This is a genomic window from Rhodopseudomonas infernalis (genome assembly GCF_022271405.1).
Classification (GTDB): domain Bacteria; phylum Pseudomonadota; class Alphaproteobacteria; order Rhizobiales; family Xanthobacteraceae; genus Rhodopseudomonas; species Rhodopseudomonas infernalis.
Genome location: NZ_JAJNAL010000053.1, coordinates 1 through 20,593 on the forward strand (window position 1 = coordinate 1; position 20,593 = coordinate 20,593).

The 20,593-nt window shown below is 67.3% G+C and carries 13 protein-coding genes; 1 reads left to right on the forward strand and 12 read right to left on the reverse strand.

The genetic code is table 11. The annotated features are described in order from the left end of the window. Positions 1–90: 90 nt before the first annotated feature. The 11 genes from trxA to ubiE all read right to left on the reverse strand — a co-directional run bounded on the left by trxA (position 91) and on the right by ubiE (position 17,036). Entirely contained in the window at positions 91–411 is a 321-nt protein-coding gene (gene trxA, locus LPW26_RS23185; protein WP_054163299.1) for a thioredoxin, read from the reverse strand. A 95-nt stretch (positions 412–506) separates the two neighbouring features. Further along, a complete protein-coding gene (addA, locus tag LPW26_RS23190) occupies positions 507–4,004 on the reverse strand; it encodes a double-strand break repair helicase AddA (RefSeq protein WP_238738080.1) in 3,498 nt (1,165 codons plus the stop codon). Then, entirely contained in the window at positions 4,001–7,144 is a 3,144-nt protein-coding gene (gene addB, locus LPW26_RS23195) for a double-strand break repair protein AddB (RefSeq protein WP_238738081.1), read from the reverse strand. Before addB ends, addA begins: the two co-directional genes overlap by 4 nt. A gap of 68 nt (positions 7,145–7,212) precedes the next feature. After that, positions 7,213–7,935, reverse strand: coding sequence for a nucleotidyltransferase family protein (locus tag LPW26_RS23200; RefSeq protein ID WP_238738082.1), 723 nt, complete (start codon positions 7,933–7,935; stop codon positions 7,213–7,215). A gap of 147 nt (positions 7,936–8,082) precedes the next feature. Next, complete coding sequence (locus LPW26_RS23205; RefSeq protein WP_238738083.1) at positions 8,083–8,394, reverse strand: PilZ domain-containing protein; 312 nt, start codon at positions 8,392–8,394, stop codon at positions 8,083–8,085. Positions 8,395–8,504: 110 nt separating this feature from the next. Then, complete coding sequence (tsaE, locus tag LPW26_RS23210) at positions 8,505–10,022, reverse strand: tRNA (adenosine(37)-N6)-threonylcarbamoyltransferase complex ATPase subunit type 1 TsaE (RefSeq protein WP_238738084.1); 1,518 nt, start codon at positions 10,020–10,022, stop codon at positions 8,505–8,507. Next, a complete protein-coding gene (locus LPW26_RS23215; protein ID WP_238738085.1) occupies positions 10,019–12,532 on the reverse strand; it encodes a sensor histidine kinase in 2,514 nt (837 codons plus the stop codon). Before LPW26_RS23215 ends, tsaE begins: the two co-directional genes overlap by 4 nt. A gap of 178 nt (positions 12,533–12,710) precedes the next feature. Further along, positions 12,711–13,169: a dUTP diphosphatase gene (gene dut, locus LPW26_RS23220; protein ID WP_238738086.1), complete on the reverse strand. Its 459-nt coding sequence runs from the start codon at positions 13,167–13,169 to the stop codon at positions 12,711–12,713. Next, complete coding sequence (gene coaBC / locus LPW26_RS23225; RefSeq protein WP_238738087.1) at positions 13,169–14,623, reverse strand: bifunctional phosphopantothenoylcysteine decarboxylase/phosphopantothenate--cysteine ligase CoaBC; 1,455 nt, start codon at positions 14,621–14,623, stop codon at positions 13,169–13,171. The genes dut and coaBC overlap by 1 nt, the downstream gene beginning before the upstream one ends. An 80-nt stretch (positions 14,624–14,703) precedes the next feature. Next, entirely contained in the window at positions 14,704–16,278 is a 1,575-nt protein-coding gene (gene ubiB / locus LPW26_RS23230) for a 2-polyprenylphenol 6-hydroxylase (protein WP_238738088.1), read from the reverse strand. After that, positions 16,275–17,036 carry a bifunctional demethylmenaquinone methyltransferase/2-methoxy-6-polyprenyl-1,4-benzoquinol methylase UbiE gene (gene ubiE / locus LPW26_RS23235; protein WP_238738089.1) on the reverse strand — a complete coding sequence of 254 codons (762 nt, stop codon included), beginning with the start codon at positions 17,034–17,036 and terminating at the stop codon, positions 16,275–16,277. The genes ubiB and ubiE overlap by 4 nt, the downstream gene beginning before the upstream one ends. A gap of 200 nt (positions 17,037–17,236) precedes the next feature. Between ubiE and mutM the strand changes: the two genes are divergently transcribed. Then, a complete protein-coding gene (gene mutM, locus LPW26_RS23240; protein ID WP_238738090.1) occupies positions 17,237–18,118 on the forward strand; it encodes a bifunctional DNA-formamidopyrimidine glycosylase/DNA-(apurinic or apyrimidinic site) lyase in 882 nt (293 codons plus the stop codon). A gap of 888 nt (positions 18,119–19,006) precedes the next feature. Here the strand turns inward: mutM and LPW26_RS23245 are convergent. Further along, on the reverse strand, positions 19,007–20,377 hold the full coding sequence (locus LPW26_RS23245) for a peptidoglycan-binding protein (RefSeq protein WP_238738091.1): 1,371 nt from the start codon (positions 20,375–20,377) through the stop codon (positions 19,007–19,009). Between the last annotated feature and the right edge of the window lie 216 nt (positions 20,378–20,593).

Sequence of the window (20,593 nt, forward strand, 5' to 3'; positions counted from 1 at the left end):
GGGCACGGCGTCGCGTGGTGTGCTTGGCCTCTGAAACGCAAAACGGCCGGCGTGAGCCGGCCGTTGCAAACGTTCGTCAGGGCCGCCGGTTCAGACCGCCGAGCTGATCCACTGCTGCAGCTTGGCCTTCGGCGCGGCGCCGACCTGGCGGGAGGCCATCTCGCCGCCCTTGAAGATCATCAGGGTCGGGATCGACATCACGCCGTACTTCGAGGCGGTGACCGGGCTCTCGTCGACGTTGAGCTTGACGATCTTCACCTTGTCGCCCATCGCGCCCGAAATCTCGTCCAGCGCAGGGGCGATCATGCGGCACGGGCCGCACCACTCGGCCCAGAAATCCACCACCACAGGGCCCTGCGCCTTGAGAACTTCAGCTTCGAAATCGGAGTCGGACACTTTGCCTACGGCCATGGGATACCTCGTGGGGAGCGGATAAAGGCGCAGCGGGAATCGCGCCCGGATGATGAAATCAACGTATGAACGCGCCGGGGCGGGGTCAAGCACGCTCACGCGGCCGTCAACGGCGCCAGCTCCGCGTCCAGCGCAGGCGCCGAAAGCTCCATGATTTCAGGCGCTTCCGTCCACAGCAGGGCGGCCCTGACGATTCGCTGGGGATAGAGCCGCGCCAGCACGGCCCGATACAGCGCCAGCTGGCGCAGATAGGCGGGCGGGACCTCGGCCAGGCCGCGCGGCGGGGCGTGGTTGGTCTTGAAATCGACGATCAGGACATCGGCTGGTGTCACCACCAGCCGGTCGATCTGGCCAGAGACCAGCACGGGCTCGCCGTTGCGCTGCAGCCGGCCGACGATCGGCACCTCGGCGCGGCTGCCGGGCGCGAACACCGCGGCAAAGCGCGGATCGCCGATCACCTCCAGCACCCGCGCGGCCAGCGCGTCGCGCTCGCCGGCCTCCCACTCGGCCGCGTTGCGGGCGAGGAAGCGCGCGGCGGCGGTGAGCCGTGAGTCCGCAGGCAGATCGGGCAGTGATTGCAGCAGCCGGTGCACCAGCGTGCCGCGTTGCAGAGCGCGTTTGCGCTCGGTGTCCGACTCGCCGCGGCGCAGCCGGCGCTGATCGGCTTCGTCCGGATCGGACGGCCGCAGCAGCGGCTCCGGCTCGCGCCGGGCCGGAGCGGATTTGTGCAACCAGTCCGGCAGGATCAACGGCGCCGGGCTATCTTTCACCTCTGGCGCGGCGGTTTCGGCGGCCTCATCCTCGGGACGGCAATAGCGTTTCACGGCGCCGTCCGGCGGCGGCACGGTGCGCATCGCTAGACCCGAATTCTCCAGACCCTTGCTGATCAGATCGTACCAGGACAGCGCGCGGACATCGTTGCGGTTGCCGGGCATGCAGCCGCCGACGATCAGCCGGTCGGCCGCGCGGGTCATCGCCACATACAGCAGGCGGCGATACTCGTCCTCGGTCTCGGCGATCATCGCGGCGCGGGCCTGTTCGACGACGCGCGGGTCGTTCGCTTTGCGGCCGGCCCACACCATCGCGGACGGCGCGCCCGGCTGCGCGTTGCCGCCGGGCAGCCGGATCAGATTGAGCCGCTGCGTATCGGCGGGCGACGACGTGGTATCGACCAGGAACACCACCGGCGCTTCGAGCCCCTTGGCGCCGTGCACGGTCATGACGCGGACTTCGTCGCGCGAGATCTCCATGTCGCGCTTGATCTCGGTATCGGCGGCGCGCAGCCACGCCATGAAGCCCTGCAGCGACGGCGCCTGCTTCTGCTCGGTGCTCAGCGCCAGTTCGAGAAACTCGTCGAGCGCATCGTTGGCCTCGGGCCCGAGCCGGCGCAGGATACGCGCACGACCGCTGCCATGCGCGCCGTCGCCGCCGAGCAGCCACGCGTAGAAGCCGAACGGCGTGTCCGTGAGCGCACGCGACGCGCAGGCGTCGAGCCGCTGCAGCGCAGTCGTGAGTTTCGCATCGCCCGCCGCCTTGTCGCGCAGCGCGGCGCGCAGCGAGCCCTTGCGGCGCCAGGCCAGCCGGAACAGATCGTCGTCGTCGAGGCCGAACAGCGGACTCTTCAGCGCCACCGCGAGCGCGAGGTCATCCTGCGGCAGCAGCAGCGCGTCGGCGAGATTCATCAGGTCGATGATCGCGATGTGCTCGGTCAGCTTGAGCCGGTCGGCGCCGGCGACCGGAATGCCGCCGCGTTTCAAAGCTTGGATCACCGCGTCGAACGCCGAGCCGCGCCGCCGCACCAGGATCAGCACGTCGCCATAGCTCAGCCGACGCCGCGCGCCGAACGGGCCGGTCATGGTGCCCTCGGCGATGAGCGCGGCGATCTCCGCCCGCACCTTGTCGGCCAGCCGCACCTCGGGGCTGGTTTCCGACACCGCGTCGAATGGCGCGCGCCAGCCTTCCATCGACTGCTTCTCGTCGGGCAGTTCCAGCGGCCACAGATCGATCAGGCTTGGCCCCGCATCGTTCAGCGCCTGATGCAGTGGATAGCTCGTGTCGGCGTGGATGCTGCGATAGATGTCGGGATCGCGGAAGACGTGATCGACCGAGTGCAGGATGGTGGCACCCGAACGGAACGAGTAGTTGAAGCTGACCTTCTCGAAGGTGAGCCCGGCGCCGTGGAAGCGCCGCTGCAGTTCGTCGCGGCGCTCGGCGAATTCCTTCGGCACCGCGCCCTGAAACGAAAAGATCGACTGCTTCTCGTCGCCGACCGCGAACACGGTTCGCTTGATGCCATCGCGGGCGCCCTCGCCCGCCGTGAACTCGGCGATCAGATGCGCGACGATGTCCCATTGCTTCGGGCTGGTGTCCTGCGCCTCGTCGATCAGCACGTGATCGACGCCGCGGTCGAGCTTGAAATGCACCCAGCTCGACGCGCCGCTGTCGAGCATCGCCAGCGTCTTGTCGATCAGGTCGTCGTAATCGAGCAGGCCGCGATCCTGCTTCTCGCGCGCGATCCGGCCGGCGACGTCGGCGGCGATCACCAGCAGCGCCCGCGTGCGCTCGCGCATCAGCAGCGCCCGGCGGCGTTCGAGCAGACCTTCCAGCCGGTCGCCCTCGCGCTTCAGATCCTCGACGAAGCCGGGCATGGGGTCGGCGATCTTCTTGGTCGCGAAGCTTTTGCGCAGCTTGGCTTCCTTGGTGAAGAACAGCTCGAGATACTTCTCGAGCTGCGCGGTGTCGCTTGCCGCCAGCGCATCGCGCAGCCGCTGCGCCTGATCGTGATCCGTCTTACTTCCGCCGTCGAATATGGTGGCACCGTCCGTCCAACGGGCGCGCGGCAGATAGGGCCCGTCGACAATATCGCGCTCGACGTCGTCGCAACTATCTTCCGGCGCAACGCCGAGCGTCGCGGAGAGTTGCGCCATCGCGCCGTCGACGCCGCCGGCCTGCGCCACCCAGCCGAGGAAGCGGTCGCGGCTCATGCAGGCTTCCTGCACCACCTCGCGGAAGGTGATATCGGCCGCGCTGGTCATCGCCAGCGACAAGGCCTTGCCGGCCGCGCTGTCCGGCGCCGCCGCGGCCTGCAGCAGCACCGCGAGGCTGGCGCGCTGCATCAGCTCGGCCTGATCGCGATCGTCCAGCACGGTGAAGCGCGCCGGCACGTTGGCCTCGAACGGAAACTGCTGCAGCAGCCGCGTGCACAGCGCGTGGATGGTCTGCACCTTCAGCCCGCCCGGCGTCTCCAGCGCGCAGGCGAACAGTTTTCGCGCCTGGGCCAAAAGAGACGGGCCGACCGACTTGATGCCGGTCTGACGGATCGCGTCGGCGAGCTGAGTATCGTCCAGCGTCACCCAGCGGCCGAGCGTGGTGAACACGCGTTCCGCCATGTTGGCGGCGGCCGCCTTGGTGAAGGTGATGCACAGGATGCGCTCGGGCGGCACGCCGTCGAGCAGCAACCTGATCACGCGCTGCACCAGCACATGGGTCTTGCCCGAACCGGCGTTGGCCGAGACGAACACCGAGGCCGACGGATCGGACGCGAGGATCTGGCGCTCGCGGGCCTGATCGGGAATCGTGCGCGGCCCGCTCATGCGCCGTCTCCCGCGCCGCCGGCGGCCGACCATTCCTTGATCCGCGCCAGATCGTCGTAGCGGCCGTAGCGCTGCGCCCACATCGACAGCACCAGCGCGTGATACGGTTGCGTCTCGTCGTCGAAGCGGCGGATCAGCCCGGTGAGCTTGGCCAGCGCTTCGGCCGCGGCGTCGTCTGGCTCTTGCGGCTCGTCCTTGCGGTCGATCTTGAGTTCGAGCACGCGCTCGTCGCCGGGCGGCGAGTTGCCGCTGAGCTTGACGTAAGTCAGCTCGGCGACCGACGCGCCGGCATCGATGCCGTCGAAGCCTCCGGCGCGCAGGATCGCGGCTTCGAGCGTGAGCTGAGGCGACAGGCCCATGCGCACCTGCTTGCCGGTCGGCGGATTGCCTGTCTTGTAGTCGAGGATCGCGTAGTTGCCGTCGGCGCGATGCTCGATGCGGTCGGCGCGCGCCGACAGCACGAAGTTGCGGCCGCCGTCGAGCGGGATCGACAGCGAGCCGCTGCGCTCGGCGATGACATGGCGCAGATGCGGGCGGCGGTCCTGCTCCCAATTGGCGAACCAGCCGGCGATCCGCAGAAAGCGCGGCCACCACAGCGCGCGCGCTTCCGGATGCTGCATCAGCGGCGCGAAGTGTTTTTGGCCGATCTGGTGCAGCACCTGCGCCGGATCGTCCGGCAATGCGTCGGCGAAACGCTCGGTGAATTCGCCGAGCGCTTCGTGGATCGCCGAGCCGCGATCGGCCGCCGACAGCGGCATGTCGACCGGATCGAGCGGCGACAGGCCGAGGATGTATTTGGCGTAGATCGTATAGGGATCGCGCAGCCAGTCCTCGATCGCGGTGACCGACAGCTTCAGCGGCCGCGCCTCGCGCGGCGGCTTCGGCGCCGGCTGGTCGATCGGCACGACCTTGGCCGGGCGGTCGAGCGCCTGCGCGTAGTCCAGATAAGTCTGCCCGCGCGCCTTCAGCGTGCTCCAGCGCGCCTTGCCGGCGACCGCTTCGAGCCGGTGCAGAAACCGCGACACCACGGCCGGCGCGCCGCCGACCTTGTTGGCGTGCGTCAGGATTACTTCGTCGGTGCCGAGCAACTGCGCGAAGTCGTGCGCCGACAGGCCGATGCGGCGTTCGGGCAGATCGAGGCCGAGTTCGTGGCGCATCGGCCGCGACAGCCACGGATCGATCCGCGGCGCCGGCGGCCAGACGCCTTCGACCAGGCCGCCGAGAATGACGCGGTCGTGTGTGGTGAGCCGCGCTTCGAGCGGACCGTAGATCCGCAGTGCCGCTTCGGCGAGTTCGGGCCGGCGCACCGTGATGTCGCCGAACGCGGTTTCGAACACGTCCGGATAGTCGTGCGGCGGCACCGGCACGCCGGCGCTGGGCTCGACTTCTGCGAGATCATCGAACGCGCGTAGCAGTGCCGCGCCCTGGCCTTCGAACGCGACGGCAATGCCGTCCGCATCGCTCGACAGCGCTTTGAGCACCTCCCGGTGATGCTGGCCGAATACGCACAGATCGATCGGCTCTTTGCCGACGCTCTCCAACGGTAACAGCGCGGCGCGGAGTGCGTCGATCAGCGCCCGCGCCGCATCAAGCGCGTCGTCGCCGAGCCGCGCGCGGGGCTCTGATGCATGCAGCGCGCTGATTTCGCCGCGCTTGAGCTTGATCAGCTCGACGCGGAAGCTTGCGAAGTCGCGTAGCAACCCTTCGCAGCCCGGCGACGGCCGGGTGCCGCGCAGCAGTGCCAGCTCCAGCGTTTCGATCGCGCCGCGCCAACCGCCGGCGGCGCGGCCGAGGCGCAGCAGCGGATGCTTGAGCAGCGCCAGCAGCGTCGGCGGCTCGCAGCCGTGCAGCGCGGCCTCGGCGGCGAGCCGTGCGAAAATGCCCGCCTGGGTGTCCATCAGCGAATCGCCGCCGGAATCGTCGACCGGCAGATTCCAGCGGCCGAGCGCGGCGACGACGCGGCGCGCCAGCGCGCGATCGGGCGTCACCAGCGCGGCGGAGCGGCCGAGTTCGGTCGCCTCACGCAGCGCCACCGCGATCGCCAGCGCTTCAATCTCGGAATTCGGCGCCTCGATCAGCGTGAGCTTGTCGGTGCCGTCTTCGATCAGTCGTTCGACCTGCGGATCGGCCAGCCGGTCGTGCCACGCCGCGGTTGCCGCCGACGGCCGCATCGCTTCGGACGCCAAGATTTCGCGGCCCGGCCGCGCGCTGAACCCAAGCCGCCGCACATCGCGGCGTTGCAGGCCCATCCGTGTCAGCAGGCCGTGCAGCGCGAATTGCGGATGGTTGGGCGACGGCGGCAACAGCTGCTTGCCCTGCTTGTCGCGCGTGCCGCCGATCAGATCCCACGCGGCGTCATCGAGCTCGGTGTCGAGGCCCGGCAGCACCACGGCGCCGTGCGGCAGCCCGGCGATCGCGTGCAGCAGCCTGGCGGTCGCCGGCATCGAGCCGGTCGAGCCGGCGGCGATCACCGGCCCGCCGCGATGCGCCGCAAGGCGGCCGGTCTCGGCCTCGATCAAGAGATCGCGCCGCGCCGCCGGCTCGATCCGGTCGGTCTCGCGCAGATGCTGCGGCCACCACTGGCCGGCGATCTTGAGGAAGTCGAGCGTCAGCTTCCAGTAGCGATCGAACGCGTCAGGTACGAGCGTATCGAGCTTGGTCCAGTCGACGCCGCGGGTCGCCATGTCGTCGATCAGCCTGGCCAGATCGTCGGCCAGTGCCAACGTCGACGCCGGACCGCCGACCACCAGCGGCGCCTGCTGCGGATCCTGCGGCCGCAGGCCCTTGGCCCAGACGGCGATCAGTTGCGACAGCAGCAACCGGCGCGGCAACCCGTCGAGCGACGGCGGAATCTCCAGATCGGCGACGCCCTCGGCGGCCTGGGTGAAGGCGAGTTCGTCCTCATCGATACCGCCGAGCGCAACGATGCGCGGCAGCAGCACCGCGTCGGTGCCGAGCACGTCGAGGAAGATATCGCGCGCCAGGCGCCCGGCGCGGCGGGTCGGAAGATACAGCGTCGCTTCGGCCAGCCGCTCGGGCTCGGCACGGACTGCGAAGCCCTCGATCAATTTACCATCGACCAGCGCGGCAATCGTCGTGCGCAGAAACGGCGCGGAAGGCGGAACACTGAAAACGCGCATGGACATCCTGATTCGCCGATCGGGCGATCATGCCATGGCGGCGACCCGCAGGGGAGGTACGGCTGCCCTCAGGCGACGCTGACCAGATAGGCGCGCTCGGCGGCCGCGACCGCTTCGGGGGTGCCGACATGCATCCACACGCCTTCGAGCCGCAGCCCGAACAGCCGGCCCTGCTCGGCGGCACGATCGAACATGGCGGTCAGCGAGAATTCGCCCTGCGGCGCATCGGCGAAGATTGCCGGATTGATGATCGCGACGCCCGCATAGACGAACGGCGTGACCTCGTTCTCCTTGCGCTTGCGCAGGGTACCGTCCGGCGCCATCGCGAAATCGCCCTTGCCCGCATAGCCGATGCTGCCCGCGGTCGGCGCCATCAGCAGCAGGATATCCATCCGGGCCGGATCGAAGGCGGCGGCAAGGCGATCGAGATTCGGCTGCACGCCGTCGATCCACAGCGTGTCGGCGTTGAGGTGATAGAACGGCGCGTCGCCGAGCAGCGGCAGCGCCTTGACCACGCCGCCGCCGGTGCCCAGCACGGCGTCGCGCTCGTCCGAAATGGTGACCTTCGGCGACGTGCGGGTGGCGACGTGGTCGATGATCTGGTCCGGCAGATAGTGGACGTTGACCACCGCCTCGGTGACACCGGCATCGGCGAGCCGGTCGAGCACATGGTCGAGCAGCGGCTTGCCGGCGACGCGCACCAGCGGCTTCGGCATGTTGTCGGTGAGCGGGCGCATGCGCAGGCCGAAGCCGGCAGCAAGCACCATGGCGCGGGAGGGTTGAACGGACATCTTCGCTCGCGTTTCGGACCGGATCGGTGCGAATCGATTGTATCACGCAGCGACGACCGGTGTATCAGGGGTCATTGGGTAGTCGCGAACCATGACGCCGATGCGACACCCCGGCGGCGCCAGGTCTGCCGGGAGGCATCCACCCGATCAGGCGGTGGCGGCAGCGGCGCGGTTGTTCTGGCGCTTCTTTTTGTCGTTACGCAGGAAGCTGACGCCGATCTGATCGCCATTGACCCAGCTCAGCGCGCAGCGGCGATAGGCCAGCCCGGTCGATGACAGCAGCAGGAAGAATTCCTTCAGATTCAGGCCCTCGACGGCGCCCTCGATGGTCAGCTTGCCGCCGGCTTCGGACACGTCCTCGAGCAGGCAGGGGCGGCGCCAGGTTCCGTCGATCGCCATCATCTGCGCCCGAATGCCGCGCTCGAACACGACGCGGCCGTCCTTGTTCCGTTCAACCATGAGGTCCCTCGCCCCGACGCAGCGACCGAACGCGCGATTGATGGGAAGATGATCGAGGCGCCGACGGTAGGGAGCGCTCGCCTAATATGGGGTAAAAGCCGCCGCTGAAATCAGCCTGGAGGCGGCACATGGACCTCGTACCAGACTTTCAGGTCAGCCAGTGACGGGTGCGCCAGCGAACGCGTCAGGTAGGTCCAGATCCGCGGCTGGTGCCGCAGATAGTGCGGCTTGCCGTCGCGCCGGTTGAGGCGCGCGAAGGTGCCGAGCAGCCGGGTGTTGCGCTGCGCCGACATCAGCGCGTAGAGCCGCGCGAAGCCGGCCGGATCGAACCTGGGATCGGCGGCGAGGCGCGCCTTGATATAGCGGCCGAACAACGCCAGCTCGAGCGACTCGGGCACGTCGATCCGCGCATCCTGCAGCAGCGACACCAGATCGTAGGCGGCGGGGCCCAGCACGGTGTCCTGAAAATCGATCACGCCGACCTGCGCGATGCCTTCGCGCTGGTCGAGCCAGATCAGATTGGGCGAATGATAATCACGCAGCACCCAGGTGCGCGGCTCGTCCGCGAGGCCACCGAGCAGCCGGCGCCACAGCGCCACGAAGTCGGCGCGGTCACTGGCTGCTATCACCGCGCCGCGATCGGGCAGATACCATTCGGGCATCAGCCCGATTTCGATCAGCATCGCCTCGGTGTCGAACACCGGGATCGCGTAGCTGTCCTGCGGCAGCGGCAGCCGATCGGGCAGCGCCTGCCCGTGCAGCACCGCCAGCAGATCCGCCGCGGCCTGATAGCGCTCGGCGATCGGCGCCGGCGGGGTCCCGGCGACGACGCCCTCGGTGCCGAAATCCTCGGTGATCAAAAAGCCGGAGTCGAGATCGGCGTGATGGATCGCCGGCGCCGAGAAACGTCGCGCATGCAGCCCGCTGGCGATCGCCACGAACGGCCGGACATCCTCGGCCAGATGCACCGCGGCGCTGTAGCTCTTGCCGGCGTACAGCGCGGGACCATCGGGTCGCCGCGGCGCGTTCATCAGGATCAGCGAGCCGCCGTCCTTGATCAGCCGCGCGTAGGACCGCGTCGAGGCGTCGCCCGGCATGTGGCGGCGATCGGCATCCGCATAGCCGGAGGTTTCGATGAAGCTGCGCAGCGCCGCCAGCCGCTCGACCTGCGCGGCAGCCTTGCCGTGGCCGGTGATCTCGGCGGCGCGCGCCAGCGAGCCGAGCGCCGGACGATGACTGAGCGCGATGTCGATGCGGTCGGCCGGCATCGCTGCAGGCGCGCGCTCCGGCCATTCGATCAGCGCCACCGCGCCGTCCGGCAGCGGCGACAGCCCGATCTCTTCGAGTTCGCCGGGATCCTCGATGCGATAGAGATCGGCGTGCAGCAGCGGATATGGCGGCAGCTCGTAGCTCTGCACCAGCATGAAGGTCGGGCTCGGCACTTCGTAGTCGTCGTCGCCGGCCAGATAGCGAATCATCGCCCGCGCCGCCGCGGTCTTGCCGGCGCCGAGGTCGCCCGACAGCGTCACGACATCGCCGGGGCCGATCAGCAGCGCGACTTCGGCCATCAGCCGCGCCGTCGCCGTCTCGTTGGCGAGCGCGACCGAGAATGTGGCCGGGCCCGTCATTCGGCGGCGTTACGCTGCGCGGTCTGGTCGATCGGGAATTCGCAAACCACCGTGGTGCCGCGCCCGACCACCGAATCGACCTGGACCTTGCCGCCGTGCAGTTCGACGAACGATCGGACCAGCGCCAGGCCAAGGCCGGGGCCGCGATGCCGCGAGCCCTGGGAGTGGCTCTCGAACCAGTCGAACACCTTGTCCTTGACGGCCGGATCGATTCCCGGACCGGCGTCGGTGACCGAGAACACGATGCGGTTGCCGGCCTTGCGCACCGCGAGCTTCACCACCGCCCGCTGCGGCGAGAAGCCGACCGCGTTGGCGAGCAGATTGTACAGCACCTGCACGACGCGGCGCTCGTCGCCGATGAAACCTTCGATGCTCGGATCGACGTCGATGTCGAGCGTGATCTCGTCGCGTGCCAGCCGGTCCTGAATGCCCTCGACCGCCGCCTCGATGGCGCGGCGGATGTCGATCGGCCCGAGATTCAGCATCATCGCGCCGGCGTCGATGCTGGCGAGATCGAGGATGTTGTTGATGATCGCCAGCAGCGCGTTGGTCGAGGTGGTGATGTAGGCGAGATACTCGGCCTGCTTATCGGTGAGCGGGCCGGTGCTCGGATCGCTGAGGAAATGCGCGAAGCCGATGATCGTGGTCAGCGGCGAGCGCAGCTCGTACGAGACGTGGTGGACGAAGTCGATCTTGATGCGGTCGGCGGTTTCCAGCGCCTCGTTGCGCTCGCGTAGCGCGCGCTCGACATTCTCGGTGTCGGTGATGTCCTGGAACGTCAGCATCGTGGCGCCGTCGGGCAGCGGCATGGTCTTGCACGACAGCACGGTGCCGTCGCGGCGTTCGAGCTTCAGCAGCACGTTGCGGCGATCGTCGATGCCGGTGATGGCGCTACGCAGCGCTTGCCAGCTCACAGCGTCGTCGAACAACGGCCGGCACCAGTCTTCCACGGTCTCGATATGCGGCCGGGTGGCGAGCGCCTCGGCCGACAGGTTCCACATCCGCGTGAAGGCCGGATTGAACAACTGCGCGCAGCCGTTGCTGCCGAACACCGCGACCGCTTCGGTCAGATTGTCGAGCGTCTCGCGCTGGACGTCGATCAGGCCGCCATAGCGGCGCTGCAGGTCGAAGCTTTCGGTGACGTCGTCGAACAGATAGGTGACGCCGCCTTCCTGATTGGGCGTGGTGACGATGCTGATGGCGCGGCCGTCGGGCAGATACCAGATCGCCTTCTCGGCTTCGACCGCCCGATAGGCCTCGTGCAGCTTGTTCTTCCACTCCTTGAAGTCGCGTTCTTCCGGCAGTTTGCGCGCCGCACGCAGCCGGTCGAGCACGCTGGAATCGTCCGGATGGCTGTCGAGGAAGGCGCGGTCGAGGTCCCACAGCTTGCGATAGGAGTCGTTATAGAACGCCAGCCGACGCTGCGCGTCGAACACCGCGACGCCCGACGACAGTTGGTCCAGCGTGCGGCGATGCGCGTCCGCCATCCGCACCAGCGCGGCGCCGAGCGCCGCGGCCTCGCTGGAATCCACCGCGATGCCGGCGCTACCGCCGGCCAGCCGCAGCGCTCGCACGTCGAAATAGCGGCGCTCGCCGCGCACCACGATCGGCAGCCGCGCGGCGAATTCGGGCCGGTCCTGCAGCGTGCGCGTGAGATTGCCGCGGTCGTTGCTGTCGAGCAGTTCGAGATTGCGGCTGACCGCATCGGCCGGACTGCCGGCGTCGGTGGCGTGCGCATACGCGGCGTTGGCGAAGTTGAGTTCGCCGGAGGCGCGGCGGGTCCAGATCGGCCACGGCGCCCCGTCGACAAAGCCGCGCAGCATCTCGGTCTCGTCCTGCAGCGCCTTGTAGCGTCGCGACATATCGGCAAGTTCGCGGCGAACCCCGCTCATTTCGCGCAGCCGCAGGATGGCCTGGCCACCGATCGCGCGGCCCATCGCCTCGATCGCACGGCCGGTCGACGTGGTCAGATGCAGCAGGAAAGCCTCGCCCTTGTCGAGCAGCGCGTCGACGGCGTGATCCATCTGCAGCGCCGGCTCGGGCGGCAGCCACGTGCCGAAAGCCAGGATGCGCTGCGGCTGGGCGCCGTGCGGATCGTGCGGCAGCAGCAGCGCGGTGTCGCCGCTGATCTGCGGACGATCATCGCCCGCCGACCAGGAGATCAACACCTGCGGCTCGACGAACAGCAGCGCGCGCAAGCGATCCGATTCGGCCTGCAGGTTCTGGACTTCAGCGTGTAGCCGCGTTTCCTCGGCCGCGGCGCGTTGCCGCGTGCGCATCAGCAGGATCGCCGACACAACAGAGAAGCCGAGCACCGACAAGGCCATCGCCAGCGTCACCAGCTCGTGCCGGCTGAAATCCGAAAGCATGCGGGTCGTCAGGGCCGCGAGCTGGTCGTCGGCCGCCCACACCGGCGTCGATGCCGTGAGTAAGCCAGCCCCTGCGACACCGCGCACGAGTGACGTGCACGACAAGCAGGCCCGACGCATCGACCCCAATACGTCTGACATGGATTGCCCCAAACACTCGACGCGATCGCAGATCGTCAACGTCGCCGCCGAATCGCTGGACAATATCCTGTTCGCGAGTCGGCGTGTAAGAGTCCAGACCGTGAACGTCGCGAGGCGGCGCGACGAAACGGCGAAGTATATTTTTAACCGGCGAATCGTCGCTCACTTGACACAAAATCTAGCGGCCGGTCGAGCCGAAACCTCCCACACCACGCGCCGTCTCGGATAGTCCATCGACGCTGATCAGTTCGGCCTGAACCACCGGCGCGATCACCATCTGGGCGATGCGTTCGCCGCGGCGGATGGTGAAGGGCTCGGTGCCGTGATTGATCAGCAGCACGCCGATCTCGCCGCGATAGTCAGCATCGATCGTGCCGGGCGCGTTCAATACGGTGACGGCGAACTTGGCGGCGAGGCCGGACCGTGGGCGGACCTGGGCTTCGTAGTTCGCCGGCAGAGCGATCGACAGTCCGGTCGGCACCAGCGCATGGCGACCAGGCGCCAGCACGAGCGGCGCATCGTCCGGGTTGGCGGCGCACAGATCGAGGCCGGCCGCGTGCGCGGTCTGATAGGACGGCAGCGGCAGACCCTCGGCGTGGGGCAACTGCTTGATCTCGACGGCGACCGGCTTGCTCATCAGGCGTGTACTTCCAGGGTTTGGGCGATGCGCTGCACCAGGGCGCGCGCGACATCGTCTTTGGTCATCACCGGCCACGAATCGATCGTGGCGGCATCGGCGGATTTCATCAACAGATGCACGGTGTTACGGTCGCCGCCCATGACCCCGGTGGCGGGCGAAACGTCGTTGGCGACGATCCAGTCGCAGCCCTTGCGAGCGAGCTTGGCACGGGCGTTGTCGAGCAGATTCTCGGTCTCGGCGGCGAAGCCGATCACCAGCTTCGGGCGGCCTTCGGCGAGTTTGGAGATCGTCGCCAGGATATCGGGATTCTCTGTGAGCTGCAGCGGCGGCGGACCGCCCGCACCTTTCTTGATCTTCTGATCGCCCTCGCTGGCGACGCGCCAATCGGCGACCGCGGCGGCGAAGATCGCCACATCGGCCGGCAGCGCTGCGTGAACGGCAGTCAGCATGTCGCGCGCCGACTCGACACGCGTCAGCGTCACGCCGTCGGGAGCGGCGAGATCGACCGGGCCTGATATCAGCACCACCTCGGCGCCGGCGCGCGCCGCCGCGGCGGCGATCGCGTAGCCCTGTTTGCCGCTCGAACGATTGGCGATGTAGCGCACCGGATCGATCGGCTCGTGGGTCGGGCCGGCGGTGATCAGCACCCGGCGGCCCCGCAGCGGACGCGGCGGCGGCGCGAAAAGTGCCTGTGCGGCAGCGGCTATTTCGATCGGCTCGGCCATCCGCCCGGTTCCGGCCTCGCCGCGCTCGGCCATCTCGCCGGCATTCGGCCCGACCATCGCCACGCCGTCGCGGCGGAGCTGATCGACGTTGCGGCGCGTCGCCGGGTTGTTCCACATCAGCGGATTCATCGCCGGCGCCAGCAGCACCGGCCTGTTAGTTGCGAGCAGGATCGCGGTGGCGAGATCGTCGGCATGACCGCCGGCCATCTTGGCCATCAGATCGGCGGTGGCGGGCGCGACCACGATCAGATCGCAGTCGCGCGCAAGGCGGATATGGCCGGCGTCGAACTCACTCTGCGGATCGAACAGATCCGTGTAGCAACGCTGATGCGCCAGCGCGCTGGCGGTGAGCGGACTGACGAACTGCTGGGCGGCCTTGGTGAGCACGACGCGGACATCGGCGCCGCGCTCTTTCAGCCGGCGGATCAGGTCCATCGCCTTGTAGGCCGCGATGCCGCCGCCGACGATCAGCGTGACGCGCGCCGTCGCGGCCTTCGATGCGGAAAAAGCCTCGTGTTTATCGGGACTTGCGTCGTCCGGGACGGGTTCGGCAGCGGCCGCGCCGCCGGCTTGAGGCAAACTCGGGGCAAAGCCGTGGCGCTGGTGAACCGCGTCGCGGAGGATCACCCGCACCTCGTCTTCCATCGACCGGCCGTTGGCGGCGGCGCGCTGGCGCAGCTCGGCCTTCAGCAGTTCGTCGAGTTTGCGGATCGTCAGGTTCGCCATGCGCCAAACCTTACGAAATGAAAGCATTGCTTTCAATAGATGAAAGCAATGCTTTCACTGCATGCCGGAATGCAAATCAGTTACAGCCGCGACATCGCGATAAGAACGCCAATGAATGTCACCGCGATGATCCACAGCGCGATGGTGCGGCCGCGGGTACGGCGGCGTTCGGAGTGGCCGATCGCCGCAATGGTTTCGGGCGCGAGGACAAGGCCGTCCTTGGTCATCACTTCGAGCTGGTTCAGCACCGTCACAGCGCGCGACACGATCGTCGGCAAACTACTCAGCGTATGGCCGAGTTCGCCGGCGCCCGTGAGCGCGCCCTGCACCTTGCCGATCGGGCCGAGATTGCGCTCGATCCATTCGCGCACCACCGGATCGGCGACCTTCCAGATGTCGAGCTTGGGGTCGAAACTACGCGCTACGCCTTCGACCACCACCATGGTCTTCTGCAGCAGGATCAGTTCCGGCCGGGTCCGCATGTCGAACAGGCCGGTGACCTCGAGCAGCAGCGTCAGCAGCTTGGCCATCGAGATTTCTTCGGCCGTGCGATTGTGAATCGGCTCGCCGATCGCGCGGATCGCCTGCGCGAAGTTCTCGACCGAATGTTGCGGCGGCACGTAGCCGGCCTCGAAATGCACTTCGGCGACGCGGCGATAGTTGCGGGTGATGAAGCCGAGCAGGATTTCGGCGAGGAAGCGCCGCTCCTTCGGCAGCAGCCGGCCCATGATGCCGAAATCGACCGCGACCAGCTTGCCCTGCGGATCGACGAACAGATTGCCCGGATGCATGTCGGCGTGGAAAAAGCCGTCGCGCAGCGCGTGGCGCAGGAAGCTCTGGATCACCTTTCGGCCGAGTTCGATGGTGTCGACATTGGCTTCGGCCAGGCGCTTGTGATCGTTCAGCGGAATGCCGTCGATCCACTCCATCGTCAGCACGTTGTGGGTGGTTCGATCCCAGTCCACCGTCGGCACCCGGAAATCCGGATCGTTTTGGGTGTTCTCGGCCATCTCGGAGGCGGCGGCGGCCTCGAGCCGCAGATCCATCTCCATCGCGACCGAGCGCGACATCGTGTTGATGACTTCGACCAGACGCAGCCGCCGTGCTTCGGCCGAGTACTGCTCGGCCTTGTCGGCGACGAAGAAGAAATCCGACAGATCGCGCTTGAAGCGCGACGCCACGTTGGGCCGCAGCACCTTGACGGCGACCTGCTTGCGGACGCCATCGACCTCGATCTCGCCGCGATGTACCTGGGCGATCGACGCGGCCGCGACCGGCGGCGATAGGCTGACGAAGGCCAACTCGACCGGGCGCTCCAGCGAGGCGGCGATCACCGCGTTGGCTTCGTCCTGCGAGAACGGCGGCAGACGGTCCTGCAGCGCTTCGAGATCGCGCGCCATCGAAACGCCGACGACGTCGGGCCGCGTCGCCAGAAACTGGCCGAGCTTCAAGTAAGCGGGCCCGAGCCGCGTCAGCGCGCGCGACAGCCGCGGACCGGACTTGGCGCCGCGCCGCTCGATCAGCCGCGCCAGCCGGATCGGCACCTGCCCGGCGGGCGGAATGAGCGCCGGGTCGACCACGCCGAACACGCCCTCGCGCGCGAACACGAAGGCGGCGCGGGCAAGCCGCGCCGCATGCGTCAGGGCTGCAATCACAAACGCCAGCCCGAATGCAGCGCGACGATGCCACCGCTCATGATCTGCCAATTGGCGCGCGCGAAGCCGGCGTCGCGCATCATCTCGGCGAAATCATACGGCCGCGGGAATTTGCGGATCGACTCGACCAGATACTGATAGCTCTCTGCGTCGCCGGTGACGGCGCGGCCGATCTGCGGGATCACCTTGAAGGAAAACAGGTCGTACACTTTGGCGAGGCCCGGCACGTCGACGGTCGAGAATTCCAGGCACAGGAAGCGGCTGCCGGGCTTCAGCACCCGATGGGCCTCCTTCAGCGCCAGATCGATCCGCGGCACGTTGCGGATGCCGAATGCGATCGTGTAGGCGTCGAAGCTCTTGTCGGCGAATTGCAGCTGTTCGGCGTTGCCCTCGACGAAATCGACCTGCTGGTCGAGATGCCGCTCGGCGGCGCGCTGGCGGCCGACTTCGAGCATGTCGGTGTTGATGTCGCAGACGGTGGCATGGAAGCCTGCGCCCGAGGCCTTGGCGGCGCGGAACGAGATGTCGCCGGTGCCGCCCGCGACGTCGAGCAGCCGGAACGGCGAATCGTCACGCGGCGGATTGAGCGTGTTGATCATCACGTCCTTCCACAGCCGATGCATGCCGCCCGACATCAGGTCGTTCATCAGGTCGTAGCGGCTGGCGACGCTGTGGAACACGTCGTTGACCAGCGTCTGCTTGTCGTCCAGCGGCACGTCGCGGTAGCCGAAATGCGTGGTCTCGTTCGGCTGATTCATGTCGTCACTCCTGCGCGCGGAGGATTCTCGGGGCCAAAGCCGCCCGAAACGCGAAACCCGCTCCGCGGCGCACCATATAGCGCGCCAATGCGCGAGGCGCTATCACCTGAATGCCCTAGCCGCCGGGCGGATTGGCGGGCCGCTCCCACTGCGTCATTGCGCGCAGCGAGGGGTGGGTCCGGACCAAACAGAGCCGTTTCATGCCTGAATTGCCCGAAGTCGAAACTGTCCGCCTCGGCCTGCAACCGGCCATGGAGGGATTCCGGATCGATCGCGCGGTGGCGAACCGCGGCGATCTGCGGTTTCCGTTCCAGAAGGACTTTGTCGCCCGCCTCACCGGACAGATCGTCACGGGGCTGGGCCGGCGCGCCAAATATCTGCTCGCCGACCTCGCCTCGGGCGATGTGCTGCTGATGCATCTGGGCATGTCCGGCTCGTTCCGCGTCGTCACCGAAAGCGGCGCGGCGACGCCCGGCGAGTTTCACCATCCGCGCAGCGAGGACCGCACCCACGATCACGTGGTGTTCGAGATGTCGAGCGGCGCCCGGGTGATCTTCAACGACCCGCGGCGGTTCGGCTTCATGAAGATTTTTCCGCGTGCCGAGATCGACGACGAGCCGCACCTCAAGGGGCTCGGCCCCGAGCCGCTCGGCAACGCGTTCGACGCCGCGCTGCTGGCGAAGGCCTGCGCCGGCAAGCAGACCAGCCTCAAGGCCGCGCTGCTCGACCAGCGCGTCGTTGCCGGGCTCGGCAACATCTATGTGTGCGAAGCGCTGTGGCGCGCGCATCTGTCACCGAAGCGCAAGGCCGCCGCGCTGGCCGACCGCAAGGGCGCCCCGACCGACCGCGCACTGCGCCTCACCACGTCGATCCGCGACGTGCTGCGCGACGCCATCCAGGCCGGCGGCTCGTCACTGCGCGACCACCGCCAGACCTCCGGCGAACTCGGTTACTTCCAGCATTCCTTCGCGGTGTACGACCGCGAGGACGAACGCTGCCGAACGGAAGGCTGCACCGGCGTAGTGAAGCGCTTCGTACAGAACGGGCGGTCGACGTTCTGGTGTTCGGTGTGTCAGAAGTAGGTGAGGCAATCAGGAAGCGAATGAGGGCGCTCAAAGAGAAGAATACATGCCTTTCAATACCTTATATGCCCTGCGGAAGATGATTTTCTTTTCATTGAAACTAAACGTCTCGTACGGTATTGTTCGTACGTTGAAGCGATAGATCGGTTGAAAAAGCGCTTCCCCGCCAGGTCTTCTTGGTCCACGCGTGAGCGAGATAGGCGTACAAGCCGAAGTGGAAACCGAAACGAGGCCTCCCTTTGGGGAGGCCTTTTTCTTGTTCAACGCGGCGCAAACCTGACAGTCTGGTTGGTCAAAACCTTGTGCGCTAGTATCATGAATCGAATACTGTTCGGACGTCTTTTGAAGTTCGAACTACCCTCATTGAGGTAAGCGCTTTCGATCGTTAGACGCAAATCAGCCTCTGCGTCCTTCGCTGCTCGTTGGAGCATGAAATAGATCTCGTAAGGGCGACTCTCCACTTCAAGCAGAACTACGTAAACGTAGTTGCGGCGTTGCGAGGTCTGATGAACCTTGTTCCGGGGTAGAACTTCAATCAGCTTCGGAAGCCTAAGGGATAGCTCATAGCGGACTGGACAAAAAACCCTATGTCGACCCCTTGCTTCAGTAACGACGACCTGGTCAGGCGAGTGAACCCCTTCGATGAATTTTTTGGTGTAACAATGGTTGGCAAAATAGACATCGATCAGCAGATCCCGGTCCATGGGCTCACAAGGGCAACCGATTCTCATCGGCGCGAGATGATCGATTGATCTCTCTTCGCCGCAATAGACGATAGACTTCACAAAATTCGGCTCTCGCTAATTATAAAAATATCACCAGATGATAGTGGGAGTACCTTTCCTTACCAACGCAAATCAGCTCTAACGAATCTAAAGAATATGGCCATTACTTCCGAACGCAGATCACGCGCACGACGCCGGCCTTGGTGTCGCTGCTGGTGTCGGTCGCCGGTTTGACGTCGGCGCGGGCCAGAAATTTGCGGACCGTGTCGGCGTCGACGAGTGTTGCCTGCGCAGCCATGACGCCGTTCACCGGGCCGGCCACCTGCGCGGGGCGTAGCAGCGTGAGGCCGGCGAATTTGCCATCGGCATCGCGCGCGGGGGCGCCGGAGAAGCCGAGGCCCGGCGCGGGGGCCAGCGCGAGGCCGCCGGCGGTGCCGACCGGGGTGACGCTGGCCTTGGTGACGCTGACGGCAGCGCCGCCACCCTGGCTTTGCGGATCGGCGATGCCGACAAGATCGACCGTGGCGGGCGCCGCCTTCGCGGGGGCGAGCCCCAGCGGCTTCAAGCCGCGCGCGCCATAGATCCGCAGCAGCGCGAGATCGTTCGTCTTGTCGGTCGTGGCGAGATCGGCATTGCCGTGGCCCGCCACCACGATCGACACGCAGGCCCCGACCGCCTCGCGGTCCGCCAGGATCGCGCCGTCGTCGCTGACGATCGCGCCGGTCGAATACTCGACTTTCTTCCGCGGCGGCGGACCGGCCAGCGCGCCGGTCGGGAACGGATTGAACGCGCTCGACATCACGATCACCACCGGCTCCATCGTGCCTTCGGTGGCCTGATCGTACAGGATCGTCATGATCCGCACCTCGGCATCCTTGAAGGCGCCGCGGATGTAGAACTTCTTCTGGCCCTGCAGGCCGGACAGCACGAAGAAATCCGGCTTCACCGCGCTGTAGCTGACCTGCCGGCCGGGCTCCTTCTTTTCCTGATCGGCGAGCCTGGCGGTGGTGACGCCGGCTTCCTTGCGCCGCGCCAGCGTGATCTGGATAGTGCCGGTCGCGGACGACCATTTGCTGCCGTTGGCATCGGAGGTCAGCTGCGGCACCAGCCGGCCCGGGAGGCCGAGCCGCGCGCCGGTGACCGGATCGCTCACCAGCTTCCAGCCGACACTGCCCTGCAGTTTGCGCGCCGCCTCGGCGAGCTGGCCACGCTCCTGCGGATTCAGCACACCGGTCTGCTTGGCGCCGTGATCCTTCTGGAAGGCCTTGATGGCCGCGACCATGCGGTCGGAGGCCTGGCCGTCGATCACGCCGTTATAGTCGCCGGTCCAGGCGAGATCCGACTGGATCGCCTGCCGCTCCGCCGGAGTCATCGCGGTGGCGGTCTGCGTCGGCGTCTGCAGCGCCGGGCGGATCGGCGTGGTCGCCACCGGCTTCGGCTTGACGCCGGGCGCGGCGCCCGAGGGCGGCGCGGTCTGGGCGGCAGCGCCGGTCAGGCCGGCGATCACCAGGGTTGCAGCCAATATCGATCTCATGACAATTCCCACCCGCGTCGCGCCATGGTTGAGCCCGGCGCAGATAATCATAGATGCTTGGTCGGAAACAGCCGCCGCCGGGTTCGATGTTTGGGGCTCGGCGCGCCCGCTTCCGCGCGGCCATCCTACGAGACGCCCGGGCTGCGCCAGGGCTCCTCACGATGACGGTGGGTGCGTTGCGACGATGAGACGACCGACGTTGAAGGACACATCGCC